Origin of the sequence: Methyloversatilis sp., assembly GCF_965284615.1 — a bacterium.
GTDB lineage: Bacteria > Pseudomonadota > Gammaproteobacteria > Burkholderiales > Rhodocyclaceae > Methyloversatilis.
In genome coordinates this window covers 1,834,870-1,851,262 of the sequence record NZ_OZ260098.1, presented here as the reverse complement: position 1 = coordinate 1,851,262, position 16,393 = coordinate 1,834,870, and the positions used below count along the sequence as shown (strand labels likewise).

At 67.7% G+C, this 16,393-nt stretch carries 13 protein-coding genes and 1 pseudogene; 12 read left to right on the top strand and 2 right to left on the bottom strand.

What is annotated here, in order from left to right; translation table 11 throughout:
* Positions 1-241 precede the first annotated feature (241 nt).
* The 8 genes and pseudogenes from ACQ66H_RS08845 (at position 242) to ACQ66H_RS08810 (ending at position 8,477) form a co-directional block, all read left to right on the top strand.
* Complete coding sequence (locus ACQ66H_RS08845; protein WP_430433700.1) at positions 242-1,216, top strand: beta-ribofuranosylaminobenzene 5'-phosphate synthase family protein; 975 nt, start codon at positions 242-244, stop codon at positions 1,214-1,216.
* A gap of 102 nt (positions 1,217-1,318) precedes the next feature.
* Complete coding sequence (locus tag ACQ66H_RS08840) at positions 1,319-2,221, top strand: NAD(P)-dependent methylenetetrahydromethanopterin dehydrogenase (RefSeq protein ID WP_019918606.1); 903 nt, start codon at positions 1,319-1,321, stop codon at positions 2,219-2,221.
* A 28-nt stretch (positions 2,222-2,249) separates the two neighbouring features.
* Positions 2,250-3,377, top strand: coding sequence for an ATP-grasp domain-containing protein (locus ACQ66H_RS08835; RefSeq protein ID WP_430433699.1), 1,128 nt, complete (start codon positions 2,250-2,252; stop codon positions 3,375-3,377).
* Positions 3,378-3,389: 12 nt separating this feature from the next.
* Positions 3,390-4,388: a methenyltetrahydromethanopterin cyclohydrolase gene (mch, locus tag ACQ66H_RS08830; protein ID WP_430433698.1), complete on the top strand. Its 999-nt coding sequence runs from the start codon at positions 3,390-3,392 to the stop codon at positions 4,386-4,388.
* A 5-nt stretch (positions 4,389-4,393) separates the two neighbouring features.
* The gene (locus ACQ66H_RS08825; protein ID WP_430433697.1) at positions 4,394-5,326 is read left to right on the top strand and encodes an ATP-grasp domain-containing protein; all 933 of its coding nucleotides are present in this window, start codon (positions 4,394-4,396) and stop codon (positions 5,324-5,326) included.
* Positions 5,320-6,210 carry a triphosphoribosyl-dephospho-CoA synthase gene (locus ACQ66H_RS08820; RefSeq protein WP_430433696.1) on the top strand — a complete coding sequence of 297 codons (891 nt, stop codon included), beginning with the start codon at positions 5,320-5,322 and terminating at the stop codon, positions 6,208-6,210. Before ACQ66H_RS08825 ends, ACQ66H_RS08820 begins: the two co-directional genes overlap by 7 nt.
* Before the next feature lie 85 nt (positions 6,211-6,295).
* Positions 6,296-6,805, top strand: coding sequence for a formaldehyde-activating enzyme (fae, locus tag ACQ66H_RS08815; RefSeq protein ID WP_019918611.1), 510 nt, complete (start codon positions 6,296-6,298; stop codon positions 6,803-6,805).
* 129 nt (positions 6,806-6,934) lie between these two features.
* Positions 6,935-8,477 (top strand): annotated as a pseudogene (locus ACQ66H_RS08810) (MFS transporter).
* Positions 8,478-8,481: 4 nt separating this feature from the next.
* Here ACQ66H_RS08810 and ACQ66H_RS08805 read toward each other — a convergent pair.
* Complete coding sequence (locus ACQ66H_RS08805) at positions 8,482-9,183, bottom strand: haloacid dehalogenase type II (protein WP_430433695.1); 702 nt, start codon at positions 9,181-9,183, stop codon at positions 8,482-8,484.
* A 155-nt stretch (positions 9,184-9,338) separates the two neighbouring features.
* On the opposite strand from ACQ66H_RS08805, the gene ACQ66H_RS08800 reads away from it, so the two are divergent.
* Positions 9,339-9,740 (top strand): DUF2784 domain-containing protein, encoded by a 402-nt coding sequence (locus ACQ66H_RS08800; RefSeq protein ID WP_430433694.1) that lies wholly within the window; start codon positions 9,339-9,341, stop codon positions 9,738-9,740.
* A gap of 191 nt (positions 9,741-9,931) precedes the next feature.
* Here ACQ66H_RS08800 and ACQ66H_RS08795 read toward each other — a convergent pair whose 3' ends face one another.
* Positions 9,932-10,930 carry a LysR family transcriptional regulator gene (locus ACQ66H_RS08795; protein ID WP_430433693.1) on the bottom strand — a complete coding sequence of 333 codons (999 nt, stop codon included), beginning with the start codon at positions 10,928-10,930 and terminating at the stop codon, positions 9,932-9,934.
* A 165-nt stretch (positions 10,931-11,095) separates the two neighbouring features.
* Between ACQ66H_RS08795 and ACQ66H_RS08790 the strand changes: the two genes are divergently transcribed.
* Genes ACQ66H_RS08790 through ACQ66H_RS08780 form a run of 3 tightly spaced genes read left to right on the top strand, consistent with a single transcriptional unit; the run spans position 11,096 to position 16,390 of the window.
* Complete coding sequence (locus ACQ66H_RS08790) at positions 11,096-11,941, top strand: alpha/beta hydrolase (RefSeq protein ID WP_430433692.1); 846 nt, start codon at positions 11,096-11,098, stop codon at positions 11,939-11,941.
* A 53-nt stretch (positions 11,942-11,994) separates the two neighbouring features.
* Positions 11,995-13,203, top strand: a complete 1,209-nt coding sequence (locus ACQ66H_RS08785; protein WP_430433691.1) for an efflux RND transporter periplasmic adaptor subunit — start codon at positions 11,995-11,997, stop codon at positions 13,201-13,203.
* Positions 13,204-13,207: 4 nt separating this feature from the next.
* The gene (locus tag ACQ66H_RS08780; protein ID WP_430433690.1) at positions 13,208-16,390 is read left to right on the top strand and encodes an efflux RND transporter permease subunit; all 3,183 of its coding nucleotides are present in this window, start codon (positions 13,208-13,210) and stop codon (positions 16,388-16,390) included.
* The last annotated feature ends 3 nt before the right edge of the window (positions 16,391-16,393 follow it).

Below are 16,393 nucleotides of genomic sequence, written 5' to 3'. Positions count from 1 at the left end.
GCAGCCCGCAACGATACAACAAGCGCAAACCTGCGACGGGCGCGCCTTCGCGCACCGCACTGCAGCATCCGGCAGGACAGACCGCACCGCGGTCAACCTGTTTCACATGCGTGACAGCGCGATCCGTAAACGACCGTCACCCGACTGTCTTGAACGGCTTCCGGCACCGTCGCAAAAGCCTTTGCCAGCGAGGCCGCCGAATTTGGGATAATCCGCGCCTTCGCAACGACAGACCCATCGGATGAACGCCTCGCACGCGACCGCCGCCGCCCTGCAAGTCCGGGCTCCCGCTCGCCTGCACATGGGGTTCGTCAACCTCGATGGCAGTCTCGGGCGACGCTTCGGCAGCGTCGGCCTGACGCTGGAAGGTCTGAATACCACCCTGCAGATCCGCCCGGCCACGGCGCTGACTGTCAGCGGCCACGACGCCGAGCGTGCGCGCCGCTACGCCGCAACCATCTGCGAACGCTTCAATCTCCCCCCCGCCCGCATCGACATCAACGGCGCCATTCCGTCGCACTCCGGACTGGGCTCCGGCACACAACTTGCTCTCGCGGTCGGCATGGCGCTGGCGCGTCTGCATGGGCTGAAGCTGAGTTCGCGCGACGTTGCCGGCCTGCTCGACCGGGGTGCGCGTTCGGGCATCGGCATCGGCAGTTTCGATGGCGGCGGTTTCATCGTCGATGGCGGCCGCGGTGCGCTGGACGCCCCACCGCCCATCGTCGCGCAAATGCCGTTCCCGGCGGAGTGGCGCATGGTGCTGATCTTCGATCACGCCTGTCGCGGTCTGCACGGGGCGGCCGAGAAGGAGGCATTCCGCGTGCTGCCGCCCTACAAGGCGGGGCTGGCGGACCGCCTGAGCCGGCTGGTGCTGATGCGTGCCCTGCCGGCTCTGGCCGAGCGCGACATCGACATGTTCGGTGCCGCGATCAACGAATTGCAGCACTGTGTCGGCGACTATTTCGCGCCGGCACAGGGTGGCCGTTACACCAGCGCGCTGGTGAGCAGCGTCGCGGAACACATGGCCGGGCTCGGTGCGGCCTGCATCGGTCAGAGCTCTTGGGGACCGACCGGCTTCGCGCTGGCGCCGTCGGAAGCCGAAGCGAACGCCATGGTGGCGGCTGCGCGCACACGGTTCGCGCAGGCGGAGGGACTGGAATTGATGGTGTGCGCTGCGCGCAACGAAGGTGCGCAGTGGACGGAACTGCCGGGCTGATGCCGCAGGTGCAGACCGGGAATTAGAGGAGAGGTGCGTCACCGCACCCCATAACGACGTAAGAGAGCAGCCAGCCTTCGGGCGGAAAGAGCGAGAGAGATCATGGAAAACCCGTACATCCTGCACATGTTCAGCCCCACCAACAACATCAGCCCCTTCGATGTGAACATGGCGTGCGACGCCGGCTTCCAGGTGCTGATGCCCTACTCCGGCGTCGGCCTCGACCAGATCTATGGCCTCACCCAGGACGCCATCTTCTCGCGCGGCCCCAATGGCGTGAAGCGCACCGGCATCTTCATCGGCGGCCGTGACATCGGTCTGGCGGCCGACATGCTCGACGCCTGCCGTGGCGCCATGGTGCCGCCGTTCGAAGTGTCGGTGTTCGCCGACCCGTCGGGCGCCTTCACCACCGCTGCCGCCCTCGTCGCCTGCGTCGAGCGTCAGCTGCGCAAGGCGCACAACACCGAACTCGAAGGCAAGACCGTGCTGGTGCTCGGCGGTACCGGCCCGGTCGGCACCGCCGCTGCAGTGCTGGCTTCCAGTGCTGGCGCCAAGGTGCTGGTCGGCAGTCATTCGAGCGCGATGCGCGCCCGCGTTGCCTCGGAAGTCGTGAATACCCGTTACGGTTCGTCGGTCGAGCCGGTCGAAGCGGGTTCGAACGAACAGAAGGAAAGCCTGATGCCCCAGGCCAACGTCATCCTGTGCACGGCGAAGGCAGGCATCCAGGTGCTGAGCAAGGCCCAGCTCCAGAACGCGCGCTCGCTGCTGGTCGCTGCGGACGTGAACGCCGTTCCGCCGGCGGGCATCGAGGGGCTGGGTGTCATGGACGACGGCAAGCCGCTCGGCGCCGGATCGGGCAAGGCCGTCGGCATCGGCGCACTGGCCATCGGCAACGTGAAGTACCTGTGCCAGCGCGGTCTGTTCCAGCGCATGATCAACACCGACAAGCCGGTCTATCTCGATTTCCGCGACGCCTTCGCTACCGCACGCGATCTGGTCGCCTGAGGCGGAATCGCCGACGGAGCGCGGGCCGGTGTCGCACTGGCTCATCGTCGCTGGCAGCGCGCGGGCGCTTGCGCGTTCCTGCGTTGACGCCGGCTGGCAGTGCGACGTGATCGATCCATTCGCCGACAGCGACACTGCACGACTGGCCTGCCGGCTGGAACGCGGCGCTCTGTCGGGCGATCACTTTGATCAGCGACTGCTGGCGCTGGTCCGGTCGATGGCCGGCAACTGGCGCGGCATTGTGGCCGGTTCGGGTTTCGAGGCCATCCCGTCAATGCTCGACGAACTCGATGCGATCGCGCCGGTGGTCGGTAACGACGCCGCCACGGTCGCCCGCTGCAAGGCACCGATGGATCTCGCGGAGACGGCGCACCGGGCCGGTATTCGCTGCGCGGAGGTCGCCGTGTCGGGTCCAGTGGCTGACGGAGACTGGCTGATGAAACCCGTCGGCGGCTGTGGTGGCATCGGCGTGCGTCCCGCACGCGCGGGCGAACAGATCGTCGAAGGCTGGTTCGCACAGCGCCGTATCGACGGCGTGCCGGCGTCGGTGCTGTTTCTCGCCGACGGTCACGACGCGCGCATCGTCGGCGTCACGCGCCAGTATCCGGGCAGCGTGGCCGGTCCCTACGCCTGGTGCGAGGCGGTCGGCGATCTGCCGCTGAGTCCCGCCCAGCAGGCGCGGCTGGCGCGCGATGTCGTTGCACTGACGCAGCAGTTCGGTCTGCGCGGTCTGAATGGCGCGGATCTGGTGTTCGACGGCGAGCACGCGGTACTGATAGAGATCAACCCGCGGCCCACCGCAACGATGATGCTTTATGAAGAGCGCGCGGCCGGCGGCCTGTTCGCCGCCCACGTCGCAGCCTGCGAAGGCCGGCTCGACGAGGTCGAACTGCTGGCCGGCGACGAGATACGCGGACTGCGCGTGGTGTATGCGCCGGACACGTTGCGGATCGGCGACGATGCGGCATGGCCGGCCTGGAGCGCCGACCGGCCGCCAGCCGGCAGCACGACGGAGCGCGCAATGCCGCTGTGCACGGTGCTCGCCGCTGGCCGCGACGGCACCACCGTCAGCCGGCAACTGCGGCAGCGCGAACGACAACTTCTGGACACGCCCGGCCTTTTCGCCGGACAGATGACGACAACAGCCCTTTCGTGAGGAGAACTGAAGATGAGCAACCCTGAACACGGCCCGGTGCTGACCGGCGCACAGCCCAGCGTGGGCAAGCATGTGATGGCCCTGGTCGAGGGTCTGGTGCGCGACGCCGACGCGCTGCGCATCAAGGTCGAGCCGCTGCCCGGTGGCGGCCGCGTCATCGACGCCGGCATCAACTGCCCGGGCGGCATCGAAGCCGGCCGCCGCATCACCGAAATCTGCATGGGTGGTCTCGGCACCGCCACCTTCAACACGCGCGAAGCGCACTGGCCGCTCATCATCAACGTGCATTCGACGCACCCGGTCGTCGCCTGTCTGGCCAGCCAGTACGCCGGCTGGAGCCTGTCGCACGGCGAAGGCAAGGAGGCCTTCCACGCGCTGGGTTCGGGTCCGGGCCGCGCGCTGGCGGTGAAGGAACCGCTGTACAAGGAACTGGGCTACAAGGACGACGCGAAGCACGCCGTGCTGGTGCTCGAAGTCGACCGTCAGCCGCCGGCCGAAGTGCTGGCCAAGATCCGCCGCGACTGCAACGTGCCGGACGACGGCGTGACGCTCATCCTGACGCCGACGCGCAGCCTCGCCGGCACCGTGCAGGTGGTGGGCCGCGTGCTCGAAGTGGCGCTGCACAAGGTGCATGCGCTCGGCTTCCCGCTGCAGCACATCGTCAACGGCTCGGCCAGCGCACCGATCGCACCGCCGGCGCCCGACTTCCTTAACGCGATGGGCCGCACCAACGACGCCATCCTGTTCGGCGGCGTCGCCCAGCTCTATGTCGATTGCGAAGACGACGCCGCGGCCGATCTGGCGCAGAAGCTGCCCTCCTCCGCCTCGCGCGACTACGGCCGTCCGTTCGCCGAAGTGTTCAAGGAAGTGAAGTACGACTTCTACAAGATCGACCCGATGCTGTTCGCACCGGCCCGCGTGGTGGTGAGCAACCTGCGCACCGGCAAGAGCTTCCGCGCCGGCCAGATCAATACCGAACTGCTGGCCAAATCCTTCGGCGAGGGCAAGTAATCGGCATGAACGTGCAGCAGGCGGACATCGCCATCGTCACCGACGAGCCGGGCTGGCATGGCGCCCGGCTGCGCGAGGCCTTCCGCGCGCGCGGCCTGCTGGCCCGCTACGTCAGCCTCGGCGAGTGCCACATCGACCTGCAGCGCGGCATTTCCGGCGTCGTGATGCCGGGCTTCGAACAGAAGTTGCCGCAGGCGGTATTCGTGCGCGGCGTGGCCGGCGGTTCGCTGCAGCAGGTCGTGCTGCGCATGGATTTCCTGCACTACCTGGGCGAACTGGGCATCCCGGTGTACAACCACGCGCGCGCGATCGAGAAGAGCGTGGACAAGGCGATGACCAGCGTGCTGCTGCACCGCGCCGGCATCCCGACGCCGCCGACCTGGGTGACCGAGCAGGAAGCCGAGGCGCGCGCCGTGCTGATCCGCGAATTCGCGGCCGGGCACGACGTGCTGGTGAAGCCGCTGTTCGGCTCGCAGGGCGAAGGCATCGTGCGGCTGAAAGCCGGCGACGCGCTGCCGGCGGCGGAAACGCTGGGCAATGTCTGGTACATGCAGCGCTACAGCGCGCGCTCGCGCGACAGCGTCGGCGAGTGGTCGGACTGGCGCGTCATGGTGATCGACGGCAAGCCGGTCGCCGCCATGCTGCGCCGTGGCAAGAGCTGGCTCAACAACGTCGCCCAGGGCGGTGTCTGCGAAGCGATACCGGTGTCGCCGGACGACGCGCTGATGCGGCTGGCCGTTGACGCCACCCGCGCCTGCAGCATGGACTACGCCGGTATCGACATCCTGCGCGACGACCACGGCGAGCTCACCGTGCTCGAGGTCAACAGCATTCCCGCCTGGAAAGGCCTGCAGGGCGTGACACCGCTGAACATCGCGCAACTGCTGGCCGACGACCTGCTGCGCCGCATTCCGGGCGCCGGCGTGATCGCATGTTGAGTACGCCGGCGGCCGCGCAGCTCGCCACCCTGTTCGAGCGCGCCTGCCGGCTCGATGTCGAGGCGCTCAAACCGGGCAACGTCGGCCTGCACGGCGACGGTCACCGCATGCAGGTCGATGATTTCATCGCCAGCGCACAGGCGGCGTCGGCGCCGCTGTGTCGCCCGGACGCCACAGTCGGCGAGCGCATCGAGGACGCGATGCGCGCCACCTGGCAGGCCGTCGGCTGCAACACCAATCTGGGCATCGTGCTCGGTTGTGCGCCGATAGTGCATGCCGCACTGCATCGAAACAGCGACGAAACGCTGCGCGCATCGCTGCAGCGCACACTGGCCGGGCTGACGGTCATCGACGCGTCACACACGTATGCGGCAATCCGCCTCGCGCATCCGGCAGGCATCGGGGAACGCGCCGAGCACGACGTTGCCCAAGCCCCGGTGATCACGCTGCTCGAAGCGATGCAGCTGGCGGCGCATCGGGACAGCATCGCCTCGCTATACGCAAGCGGTCATGCTCTGGTGTTCGATCACCTGCTGCCAAAGTATGTTGCAGCGCGTCGTCGATGGTGCAGTGAAGCATGGGCAGCGACCACAGTGTTCATGTTCTGTCTCGCATTGATTCCCGACACCCATATCGCGCGCAAACATGGTGCGGAAACGGCGCGCTCGATACGCGAAAAGGGCGTCCAGATGTACGTTCGGCTTGAACAATGTCGTGATCCGGTTATGATGCAAGACGCGCTGATGGCATGGGACGCAGAGCTCAAATCAGCCGGAATCAACCCCGGTACAAGTGCCGACCTGACCGTCGTGACGGCCTTCGTGGCCGACGTGCTCGACTGGATCGAAGGGCGGCGTGAAGAGCAGCAGAAGAAGAAGTTTTGATCCTGTGTTTCGCACCCCGGAACATGGGTTACCACCCCGGGGGGATCTACCCCCTATAACTGCCTTGTAAATGAGGAGATTCAATATGGCGAAGATTAACGGTCTGTGTGTTGGCGAATCCCTGGTTGGTGACGGCAACGAAGTTGCTCACATCGATCTGATCATGGGCCCGCGTGGCAGCGCCGCTGAAGCCGCGTTCGCAAACGCACTGGTGAACAACAAGGACGGCTTCACGTCCCTGCTGGCCGTTGTCGCTCCGAACCTGGTCTGCAAGCCGGCCACCGTCATGTTCAACAAGGTCACCATCAAGGGCGCCAAGCAAGCCGTCCAGATGTTTGGCCCGGCGCAGCGCGGCGTTGCAATGGCCGTGGCTGACAGCGTTGCTGACGGCACGATCCCGGCTGACGAAGCCGACAACCTGTTCATCTGCGTTGGCGTGTTCATCCACTGGCTGGCCGACGACGACGCGAAGATCCAGGACTTCAACTACCGCGCTGTCAAGGAATCGATCGCCCGTGCAGTTGCCGGCACCCCGACCGCTGCTGAAGTGGTTGCCAAGAAGGGTTCCGCTGCTCACCCGTTCGCCGCCAACTAAGCTTCACCGCTCGGTTAGCACGAACGCCTCCGGCCGCAAGGCCGGGGGCGTTTTCTTTTGCAGCGTCCGGCACTGTCGATATCGCGATACCTGTCGCGTCGTTGACCTGCGCAGACACACTTATCCCCGATGACTCCAGTTCAACCCGCCCCGAAAGCCGGCCGTCGCGAATGGACAGGCCTGGCGGTGATCGCCCTGCCCTGTCTGGTCTACGCGATGGACCTGACGGTGCTCAATCTCGCGCTGCCGGCGATCAGCACCGACCTTGCGCCCAGCGCCGCTCAGATGCTGTGGATCATCGACATCTACGGCTTCATGGTGGCCGGCCTGCTGATCACGATGGGCACGCTGGGCGACCGCATCGGCCGCCGACGCCTGCTGCTGGCCGGTGCGGCCGCATTCGCGCTGACCTCGGTGCTGGCCGCCTTCGCCAGCAGCCCCGGCACGCTGATCGCGGCGCGTGCCCTGCTCGGCGTGGCCGGGGCGACGCTGGCGCCGTCCACGCTTTCGCTGATCCGCAACATGTTCCATGACGAGCACGAACGACAGTTCGCCATCGGCATCTGGATCACCGCCTTCTCGGTCGGCAGTGCGCTCGGTCCGCTGATCGGCGGCGTCATGCTGCAGTACTTCTGGTGGGGCTCGACCTTCCTGCTGGCGGTGCCGGTGATGGCACTGCTCCTGCTGCTCGGCCCCTCTCTGCTGCCGGAATACCGCGACGAACACGCCGGCCGCATCGACCTGCCCAGCGTCGCGCTGTCGCTGTCCGCCGTGCTGAGCACGATCTACGGTCTGAAGCACGCGGCGACGCTCGGCCCCGATGCGCTGGCGCTCATCGCCGTGCTGGCCGGCGTGAGCCTCGGCGTGCTGTTCGTGCGGCGTCAGCGGACCATCGCCTACCCGCTGCTCGACGTCGCCCTGTTCCGCCGCCCTGCCTTCAGCGCCACAGTGGCCGCCTACGCGCTGTCCTGCCTGGCGATGTTCGGCGTCTACATCTTCATCGCCCAGCATCTCCAGTTGGTGCTCGGCCTGTCTCCGCTCGAAGCGGGCGTCGCCATCCTGCCGTGGTCGCTCGGCTTCGTGTTCGGTTCGCTGCTGTCGCCGCGACTGGCGCGTCACGTTTCAGCGGTGTCGATACTGGTGTGGGGCATGGCGATCACCGCCGTCGGCTTCGCCCTGCTGACGCTGATCGATGGCCCGCACGGCCTCGCCGTGCTGGTCACCGCCACCGTCGTGATGAGTCTGGGCATGGCGCCGGTGTTCACGATAGGCAACGACATCATCGTCGGTTCGGCGCCGCCGGAACGCGCCGGCGCAGCCGCGGCACTGTCGGAAACCAGTGCCGAGTTCAGCGGCGCACTGGGCATCGCGCTGTTCGGCAGTCTGGGCACGCTGATCTATCGTCACCTGTTGAGCGGAAGCATGCCGGACGATCTGCCGGCCGCGTTGTTCAACCGGTGCGCTGTCAACCATAGGCGGTGCGGTTTCCGCCGCCGCGCAGTTGCCGACGCCCGCGGGCGCTGCGTTGCTGTCGGCCGCGCGTGCCGCATTCACCGACGCGCTGCAGTTCACCGCCGCCTGCGGCGCGGTGCTGGTGGCGGGCGCCAGCCTGCTCGTTGCGCGCATCCTGCGCGCACCGGCGGGAACCGCGGCCGGCGCCGACGCGCGCTAATCACTCAGCGCAATGCGGCGAGCGCCTGCGCCAGTTCGGGCACGCTGGCTACCGAGAGGTTGACCGTTACCGCTGCCGTCTTCTCGCCCCGCCCGGACCCGAACTCGTCCGGTCGCGCCAGAAAGGCGGTGCGCAGACCGGCCGCGGCGGCGGCTGCCAGATCGGACGAATGCGCGGCTACCATCAGCGTCTGCGCCGGCGCCAGATCGAAGGCGTCGGCCGCCGCCAGATACACCACCGGCCGCGGCTTGTAGTCGCGCGCCAGCTCGGCACCGAGCACCGCGTCCCAGATGAAGCCATTGCGTCGCGCCAGATTCACCATCAGTGCGATATGACCGTTCGAACATGGCGCGATCCGGTAATCACGACGCAGCCTCTGCAGCCCCTCCGCCACGTCAGGCCAGGCATCGAGGCGGTGCCAGGCCAGGTTCAGCGCGACGCGCGTCGCCTCGTCGCAGTCGTCCAGCCCAGCGCGGGCGAGCACGATGTCGAGGTTGCGCCGATGCAGCCGGTCCAGCTTGCAGAACGGAATGCGCCCGGCGCGCACTTCCTCCATCGCCGGCTGGTACTCGGCCCGCCACGCATCGGCCAGCGCAAAAGCATCGGCGCGATCGCCGAACACGGCCTGCAATTCGCGCGCGATCGAGGTGCGCCAGTCCATCAGCGTGCCAAACACGTCGAACACCACCGCCTTCACGTCCTTCATGCGTCCTCCGGTCTGTTGTCGTGCCGCACGATTATCCGCGTGCAATGGCGGAGCGCCATGTCCGGGCGGGAGACGGGGCCATCGATGTCCACGCAGTGAAGTTCTGCGAGACTGGTGATCGCAAGACCGCCCACCCTTCTGGAACAGGATTCCGGATGACTTTCCCGCCCGCCTACCCGCTGCTCGCCGATCTCGTACTGCTGCTGCACTTCGCCGTCGTGCTGTTCGTCGTCGGCGGACTGCTGCTGGTGATCGTGGGTAACCGGCTGCGCTGGCGCTGGGTCAACGCGCTGTCCTTCCGGCTGGCCCATCTGGCCGCCATAGGCATCGTCGTCGCTCAGGCGTGGCTCGGTCAGGCCTGTCCGCTGACCACGCTCGAAATGTGGCTGCGCCGGCAGGCCGGCGAAGCGACCTACCGTGCCAGTTTCATCGAGCACTGGGTGCAGCGCCTGCTCTACTACGAAGCGCCGTTCTGGGTGTTCACGCTCGCCTATTCGCTGTTCGCGCTGGGGGTGCTGGCGGCATGGTGGTACTTCCCGCCGCGGCGAGGCAGGTGAACATCCAGGCACCGCAGTTGCGCGGGGCGAAGCCAGCGGCCAGCACCCGCCGCGTCGCGGCCAAGGCCGCTCCCACAGGTATTGCGCCTGACCCGCAGCCCTATCCGGAGCCGAGGTTCTGTGGGAGGGGTCTTCCGACCCCGACAGCGGCCCGGAGCGAAGCCTGCGACCCGACAACTTCCATGCCGCGATCAGTAGCTGCCGGCCTCCACGGCTTGCAAGCCCAGTATCGCCTGCCGCATGTCGCCGTCCTTCGGCTCCGCCTTGCCGCAGGTCTGGTCGCAGCCGCCCAGTATCGGGCAGCGTCCGAACAGTTCGGCCGCCCAGTCGACGAAGGCGCGCACCTTGGGCGACAGGTGACGGTTCTGCAGATAGACCACCGAAATCGGCATCGGTGACGGCCGCCACTGCGGCAGCACTTCGCGCAAGGCACCCGACTGCAGGTGGGCCTGCACCATGAAGCGCGGCGGCTGGATCAGGCCGAATCCCTGCAGCCCGCAGGCGACATAAGCGTCGCCGTCGTTCACCGACACCTTGCCCGGCACCTTCACCTCGGTCACGTCGCCATCGACGACGAAATCGAGGTCGTAGATGCGACCGGTACGGCTGGAAAAGTAGTGCACGGCGCGGTGCTGCTGCAGGTCGGCGAGCGCCAGCGGTTCGCCGTGGCGCTCGATGTAATCGGGCGACGCGCAGGTGACGGTCTCCATCGTGCCGATGCGTCGCGCGACCAGCGTCGAGTCCTGCAGTTCGCCGATGCGGATGACGCAATCGACGCTTTCGCGCACCAGGTTGACCGGACGATCGCCCATGCCGATGGCCAGCTCGATGTCCGGGTAGCGGCTGTGGAACTCGCACATGCGCGGAATCAGAACCAGCCGCCCGACCGGCGCCGGCACGTCGATGCGCAGACGGCCCTTGGGCCCGCGCGCCACCTCGCGGAAGGACGCCTCGGCCTCCTCGACGTCGGCCAGGATGCGCGCACAGCGCTCGTAATAGGCGGCGCCGTCGGGCGTCAGGCTGATGCGCCGCGTCGTGCGGTTGAGCAGGCGAACCTGCAGCAGGTTTTCCAGGTTCTGCACCGCGGTGGTGACGGTGGCGCGCGGCAGGCCGAGGCTGTCGGCGGCACGCGTGAAGCTGTTGGAATCGACGACGCGGGTGAACACCTGCATGGCCTGGAAACGATCCATGGCGCAACTCCGGACGAGGGTGGGCAAGCGAGTGCGCACCGGACCCCGTCCGATTATTCGCACTCAGCGAACAGTGTTACCAGATTAGACCAGTTTATCCACAGTGAGCCAACATACAGAATCCGGTCACACCTTGACCCCGGCATGGCCGGCAGGACTGACCGCATGAATCTGCTGTACCCCGACGCGCACGGCACCGCTGCACCGCACGTGCGCAACATCGACATCGCCGGCCCGCACGGCCGCCTGCCGCTGCGCATCTACCAGCCGCGTTCGGACATCCTGCTGCCGCTGGTGATCTACCTGCACGGCGGCGGCTTCGTCGGCGGATCGCTGGACGACGCCGACGTGCCGGCGCGCCATATCGCGGCGACGCTGCCCGCGGTCGTGGTGTCGGTCGATTACGCGCTGGCGCCGGCACACCCGTTTCCGGCCGCGCCCGAGGACGCCTACGCGGCGACGCTGTGGGCCGCCGACAACGCGGCCACGCTGGGCGCCGACGCACAGCGCATCGCGGTCGCCGGCGACGACGCCGGCGGCAACCTCGCCGCCAGCCTGGCGCTGATCGCGCGCGACCGGCAGGACGTACACATCGCCGTGCAGGTGCTGATCGGGCCGATGCTGGACCCGAGCATGACGCGCACCGGAGACGCCGCGCGGCTGCAGTCCGACCTCAGCGCCGAAGACTGTGCCGACTGCTACCGCCAGTACCTGCCGCAGCTGTCGCAGCGCCTGCACCCCTACGCCGCACCGCTGGAATCCTGCCGCCAGGCCGGTCTGCCGGCAGCCTACATCGCCACCGCCGGGCGCGACCTGCTGCATTGCGAAGCCGAGAAATATGCCGCGGCGCTGATCGCCGCCGGTGTGCACACGCAGGTCGAGCGCTTCGCTGGCATCACGCATGCCGCCCTGCTCGCCCATCCGCCGCTGCTCGACGGCGTCGTCCAGTTCCTGCGCTGCCGGCTCGGCCGCGCGCAGGCCGGTCACAACGACGCACAGCACGCCGTCTGAACACCGACCCGATGCCCCCTCATTCCATCCAACCCTCCAGCAAGGAAGCCGCCATGTCCATCCCGCATACGCGCACCGCCCTCGCCCTCGTCATTACCGCACTGATCGCCACCGGCGGTTTCGCCGTGCTGCGCGCACAGGCCGACACGCCGCCCGCCGCAGCTGCGGCGCCGGCCGCCACCCCGGTCGAGGTGGCCGAAGTCAGCCGCCAGACCATCATCGACTGGCAGGATTACTCAGGCCGGCTGGAGGCGGTGGACCGCGTCGAAATCCGCCCGCTGGTGTCGGGCACGCTGACCGCGGTGCATTTCCGCGACGGCGCCCGCGTGAAGAAGGGCGACGTGCTGTTCACCATCGACCCGCGCCCCTACGCCGCCGAAGTGGAGCGCGCGCAGGCGCAGCTGGCCGCCGCCGAAACGCGCGCCGCCTATACCGCGACCGAACTGGCACGTGGCCAGCGCCTCGCCGCCGACAACGCGATCGCGAAGCGCGACCTCGACGAGAAGCAGAATGCCGCGCGCGAAGCCGCCGCCCAGGTCCAGGCGGCGCAGGCCGCGCTGACTGCGGCGAAACTCAACCTCGAATACACACGCATCACCGCACCGGTGTCCGGCCGCATTTCGCGCGCCGAAGTGACCGTCGGCAATATCGTCGCCGCCGGCGCCGGCACCACGCCGCTGACCACGCTGGTGTCGATGGACAAGATCTACGCCGCCTTCGACGTTGACGAACAGAGCTTCCTGAAGTACGTGAATCCGGCCCGCGCCGCCGGTGGCGAGCCGGTGCCGGTCTTCCTCGGCCTGGCCGACGAAGAGGGCCACTCGCGCCGCGGCACCGTCGCCTCGGTCGACAACCGGCTCGACACCTCGTCCGGCACCATCCGCGTGCGCGCCGTGTTCGACAACGCCGACGGCCTGCTGCTGCCCGGCCTCTATGCGCGCATCCGCCTCGGCGGAGGCGCCCCGCGCGAAGCGGTGCTGATTGACGAACGCGCCATCGGCACCGACCAGGACAAGCGCTTCGTGCTGGTGGTCGACGAAACGAACCGCACCGCCTACCGCGAGGTGAGGCTGGGGGCGCGCCAGAGCGGCCTGCGCATCATCGAGAACGGCCTGAACGCCGGCGAGCGCATCGTCGTCAGCGGTCTGCAGCGCACCCGCCCGGGCGACACCGTGGCACCGAAGAGCGTGCCGATGAACCGCGAAAGCCTGGTCGGTGCGCCCGCGCAACCGGCCCGGCGTGCTCCGAACGTGAAGGCCTGATGCCATGAACATTTCCAGATTCTTCATCGACCGGCCCATCTTCGCCGGCGTGCTGTCGGTGCTCATCCTGCTGGCCGGCGCGCTGTCGCTGTTCCAGCTGCCCATTTCCGAGTATCCGGAAGTGGTGCCCCCATCGGTCGTCGTGCGCGCCCAGTTCCCGGGCGCCAACCCCAAGGTGATCGCCGAAACCGTGGCGTCGCCGCTGGAAGAGGCGATCAACGGCGTCGAGGACATGCTGTACATGCAGTCGCAGGCGAACAGCGACGGCAACCTGACGCTGACCGTGTACTTCAACCTCGGCATGGACCCGGACAAGGCACAGCAGCTGGTGCAGAACCGCGTGTCGCAGGCGATGCCGCGGCTGCCGGAAGACGTGCAGCGACTCGGCGTGACCACGCTCAAGAGCTCGCCCACGCTGACCATGGTGGTGCACCTGATTTCGCCGGATAACCGCTACGACACCACCTATCTGCGCAACTACGCCGTCATCAACGTGAAGGACCGCCTGGCGCGCATCAAGGGCGTCGGTGAGGTCGGCCTTTTCGGCTCCGGCAACTACGCGATGCGCGTGTGGCTGGACCCGCAGAAGGTGGCCCAGCGCAACATGACGGCCAGCGACGTGGTGCGCGCGATCCGCGAACAGAACGTGCAGGTGGCGGCCGGCGTCATCGGCGCCTCGCCGAACGCGGCCGACGTGCCGCTGCAGCTCTCCGTCAACGCGCAGGGCCGGCTGCAGACGGTCGAGGAGTTCTCGGACATCATCCTGAAGTCCTCGCCCGACGGCAGCATCACACGGCTGGCCGATGTCGCACGGGTCGAGCTGGCGGCGTCGGAATACGGCCTGCGCTCGCTGCTCGACAACAAGCCGGCGGTGGCGCTGCCGATCCGCCAGGCACCGGGCGCCAACGCGCTCGACGTGTCGGCGGCGGTGCGCGAAACCATGGCCGAGCTTTCCAAGGATTTCCCGCCCTCGGTCGAATACCGCATCGTCTATGACCCGACGCAGTTCGTGCGCGCGTCGATCAAGGCGGTCATCGTGACGCTGCTCGAAGCGATCGCGCTGGTGGTGCTGGTGGTCATCGTGTTCCTGCAGACCTGGCGCGCCTCCATCATTCCGCTGCTGGCGGTGCCGGTGTCCATCGTCGGCACCTTCTCGCTGATGCTGGGCTTCGGCTACTCGATCAATGCGCTGTCGCTGTTCGGCATGGTGCTCGCCATCGGCATCGTGGTCGATGACGCCATCGTCGTGGTCGAGAACGTCGAGCGCAACATCGCCGAGGGGCTGTCGGCGCGCGAAGCGACCTACCGCGCGATGCAGGAGGTGAGCGGCCCCATCATCGCCATCGCGCTGACGCTGGTCGCCGTGTTCGTGCCGCTGGCCTTCATGACCGGCCTGACCGGCCAGTTCTACAAGCAGTTCGCGATGACCATCGCCATCTCGACGGTGATCTCCGCCTTCAACTCGCTGACGCTGTCGCCGGCACTGGCGGCCATGCTGCTGAAGGGTCACGACGCCAAGCCGGACGCGCTGACGCGGGCGATGAACGCCGTGTTCGGCGGCTTCTTCGCGCGCTTCAACCGCTTCTTCAATCGCAGTTCGGAGAGCTACGGGCGCGGCGTCAGCGGCATGATCCAGCGCAAGGGCGCGGCCATGGGCGTCTATGCCGTGCTGCTCGGCGCGACGGTCGGCCTGTCCTATCTGGTGCCGGGCGGCTTCGTGCCGGCGCAGGACAAGCAGTACCTGATCAGCTTCACCCAGCTGCCGGCCGGCGCGTCCATCGACCGCACCGAAGACGTGATCCGCCGCATGGGCGAGATCGCGCTCGCCCAGCCGGGCGTCGAGAACGCGGTCGCCTTCCCCGGGCTGTCGATCAACGGCTTCACCAACAGCTCCAGCGCCGGCATCGTGTTCGCGACGCTGAAGCCTTTCGACGAGCGCAAGAGCCCGGAGCTGTCGGCCGGTGCGATCGCCGCGTCGCTGAACGCCAAGTTCGCCGACATCAAGGACGCCTACATCGCGGTGTTCCCGCCGCCGCCGGTCATGGGCCTGGGCACGCTGGGCGGCTTCAAGCTGCAGTTGCAGGACCGTGGCGCGCTCGGCTATGCCGAACTGGAAGCGGCCAAGGAGGCCTTCATCGCCGCCGCCGCCAAGGCGCCGGAACTGGGCCCGACCTTCTCCAGCTATCAGATCAACGTGCCGCAGCTCGACGTCGATCTCGACCGCGTGAAGGCCAAGCAGCTCGGCGTACCGATCACCGACGTGTTCGACACCATGCAGATCTACCTCGGCTCGCTCTACGTGAATGACTTCAACCGCTTCGGCCGCGTCTATCAGGTGCGTGCCCAGGCCGACGCGCCCTTCCGCGCCGAAGCCGCCGACATCCTGGCGCTGAAGACGCGCAACGCGAATGGCGACATGGTGCCGCTGTCCTCGCTGGTCAAGGTGAAGCAGAGCTTCGGCCCGGAAATGGTGGTGCGCTACAACGGCTACACCTCGGCCGACATCAACGGCGGCCCGGCGCCCGGCTATTCGTCCGACCAGGCGCAGGCCGCGGCCGAGCGCATCGCCGACGAAGTGCTGCCGCGCGGCGTCAAGTACGAATGGACGGACCTGATCTACCAGAAGATCCTGGCCGGCAACGCCGGTGTCTGGGTGTTCCCGATCAGCGTGCTGCTGGTGTTCCTGGTGCTCGCCGCGCAGTACGAAAGCCTGACGCTGCCGCTGGCCGTCATCCTGATCGTGCCGATGAGCATCCTGGCCGCGCTGACCGGTGTCTGGCTCACCGCCGGCGACAACAACATCTTCACGCAGATCGGCCTGATGGTGCTGGTCGGGCTGTCGGCGAAGAACGCCATCCTGATCGTCGAATTCGCCCGCGAACTGGAACTGCGCGGACGCGGCATCGTCGAGGCGGCGATCGAAGCCAGCCGGCTGCGGTTGCGCCCGATCCTGATGACATCGATCGCTTTCATCATGGGTGTGGTGCCGCTGGTCACGTCGAGCGGCGCCGGTTCGGAAATGCGTCATGCCATGGGCGTGGCGGTGTTCTCCGGCATGCTGGGCGTCACCTTCTTCGGCCTCTTCCTGACCCCGGTGTTCTACGTGCTGCTGCGCAAGGCCTCGGGCAAGCGCCTCACCCACGCCGGCCACACGCCGCTGCCCGATGTCGCAGCCGTCGCCCACTGATCC

Bases quoted from the DNA above. Each gene is read 5' to 3' on its own strand.
- ACQ66H_RS08845 (WP_430433700.1), top strand. From the start codon at position 242: ATGAACGCCTCGCACGCGACCGCCGCCGCCCTGCAAGTCCGGGCTCCC.
- ACQ66H_RS08840 (WP_019918606.1), top strand. From the start codon at position 1,319: ATGGAAAACCCGTACATCCTGCACATGTTCAGCCCCACCAACAACATC.
- mch (WP_430433698.1), top strand. From the start codon at position 3,390: ATGAGCAACCCTGAACACGGCCCGGTGCTGACCGGCGCACAGCCCAGC.
- ACQ66H_RS08825 (WP_430433697.1), top strand. From the start codon at position 4,394: ATGAACGTGCAGCAGGCGGACATCGCCATCGTCACCGACGAGCCGGGC.
- ACQ66H_RS08820 (WP_430433696.1), top strand. From the start codon at position 5,320: ATGTTGAGTACGCCGGCGGCCGCGCAGCTCGCCACCCTGTTCGAGCGC.
- fae (WP_019918611.1), top strand. From the start codon at position 6,296: ATGGCGAAGATTAACGGTCTGTGTGTTGGCGAATCCCTGGTTGGTGAC.
- ACQ66H_RS08805 (WP_430433695.1), bottom strand. From the start codon at position 9,183: ATGAAGGACGTGAAGGCGGTGGTGTTCGACGTGTTTGGCACGCTGATG.
- ACQ66H_RS08800 (WP_430433694.1), top strand. From the start codon at position 9,339: ATGACTTTCCCGCCCGCCTACCCGCTGCTCGCCGATCTCGTACTGCTG.
- ACQ66H_RS08795 (WP_430433693.1), bottom strand. From the start codon at position 10,930: ATGGATCGTTTCCAGGCCATGCAGGTGTTCACCCGCGTCGTCGATTCC.
- ACQ66H_RS08790 (WP_430433692.1), top strand. From the start codon at position 11,096: ATGAATCTGCTGTACCCCGACGCGCACGGCACCGCTGCACCGCACGTG.
- ACQ66H_RS08785 (WP_430433691.1), top strand. From the start codon at position 11,995: ATGTCCATCCCGCATACGCGCACCGCCCTCGCCCTCGTCATTACCGCA.
- ACQ66H_RS08780 (WP_430433690.1), top strand. From the start codon at position 13,208: ATGAACATTTCCAGATTCTTCATCGACCGGCCCATCTTCGCCGGCGTG.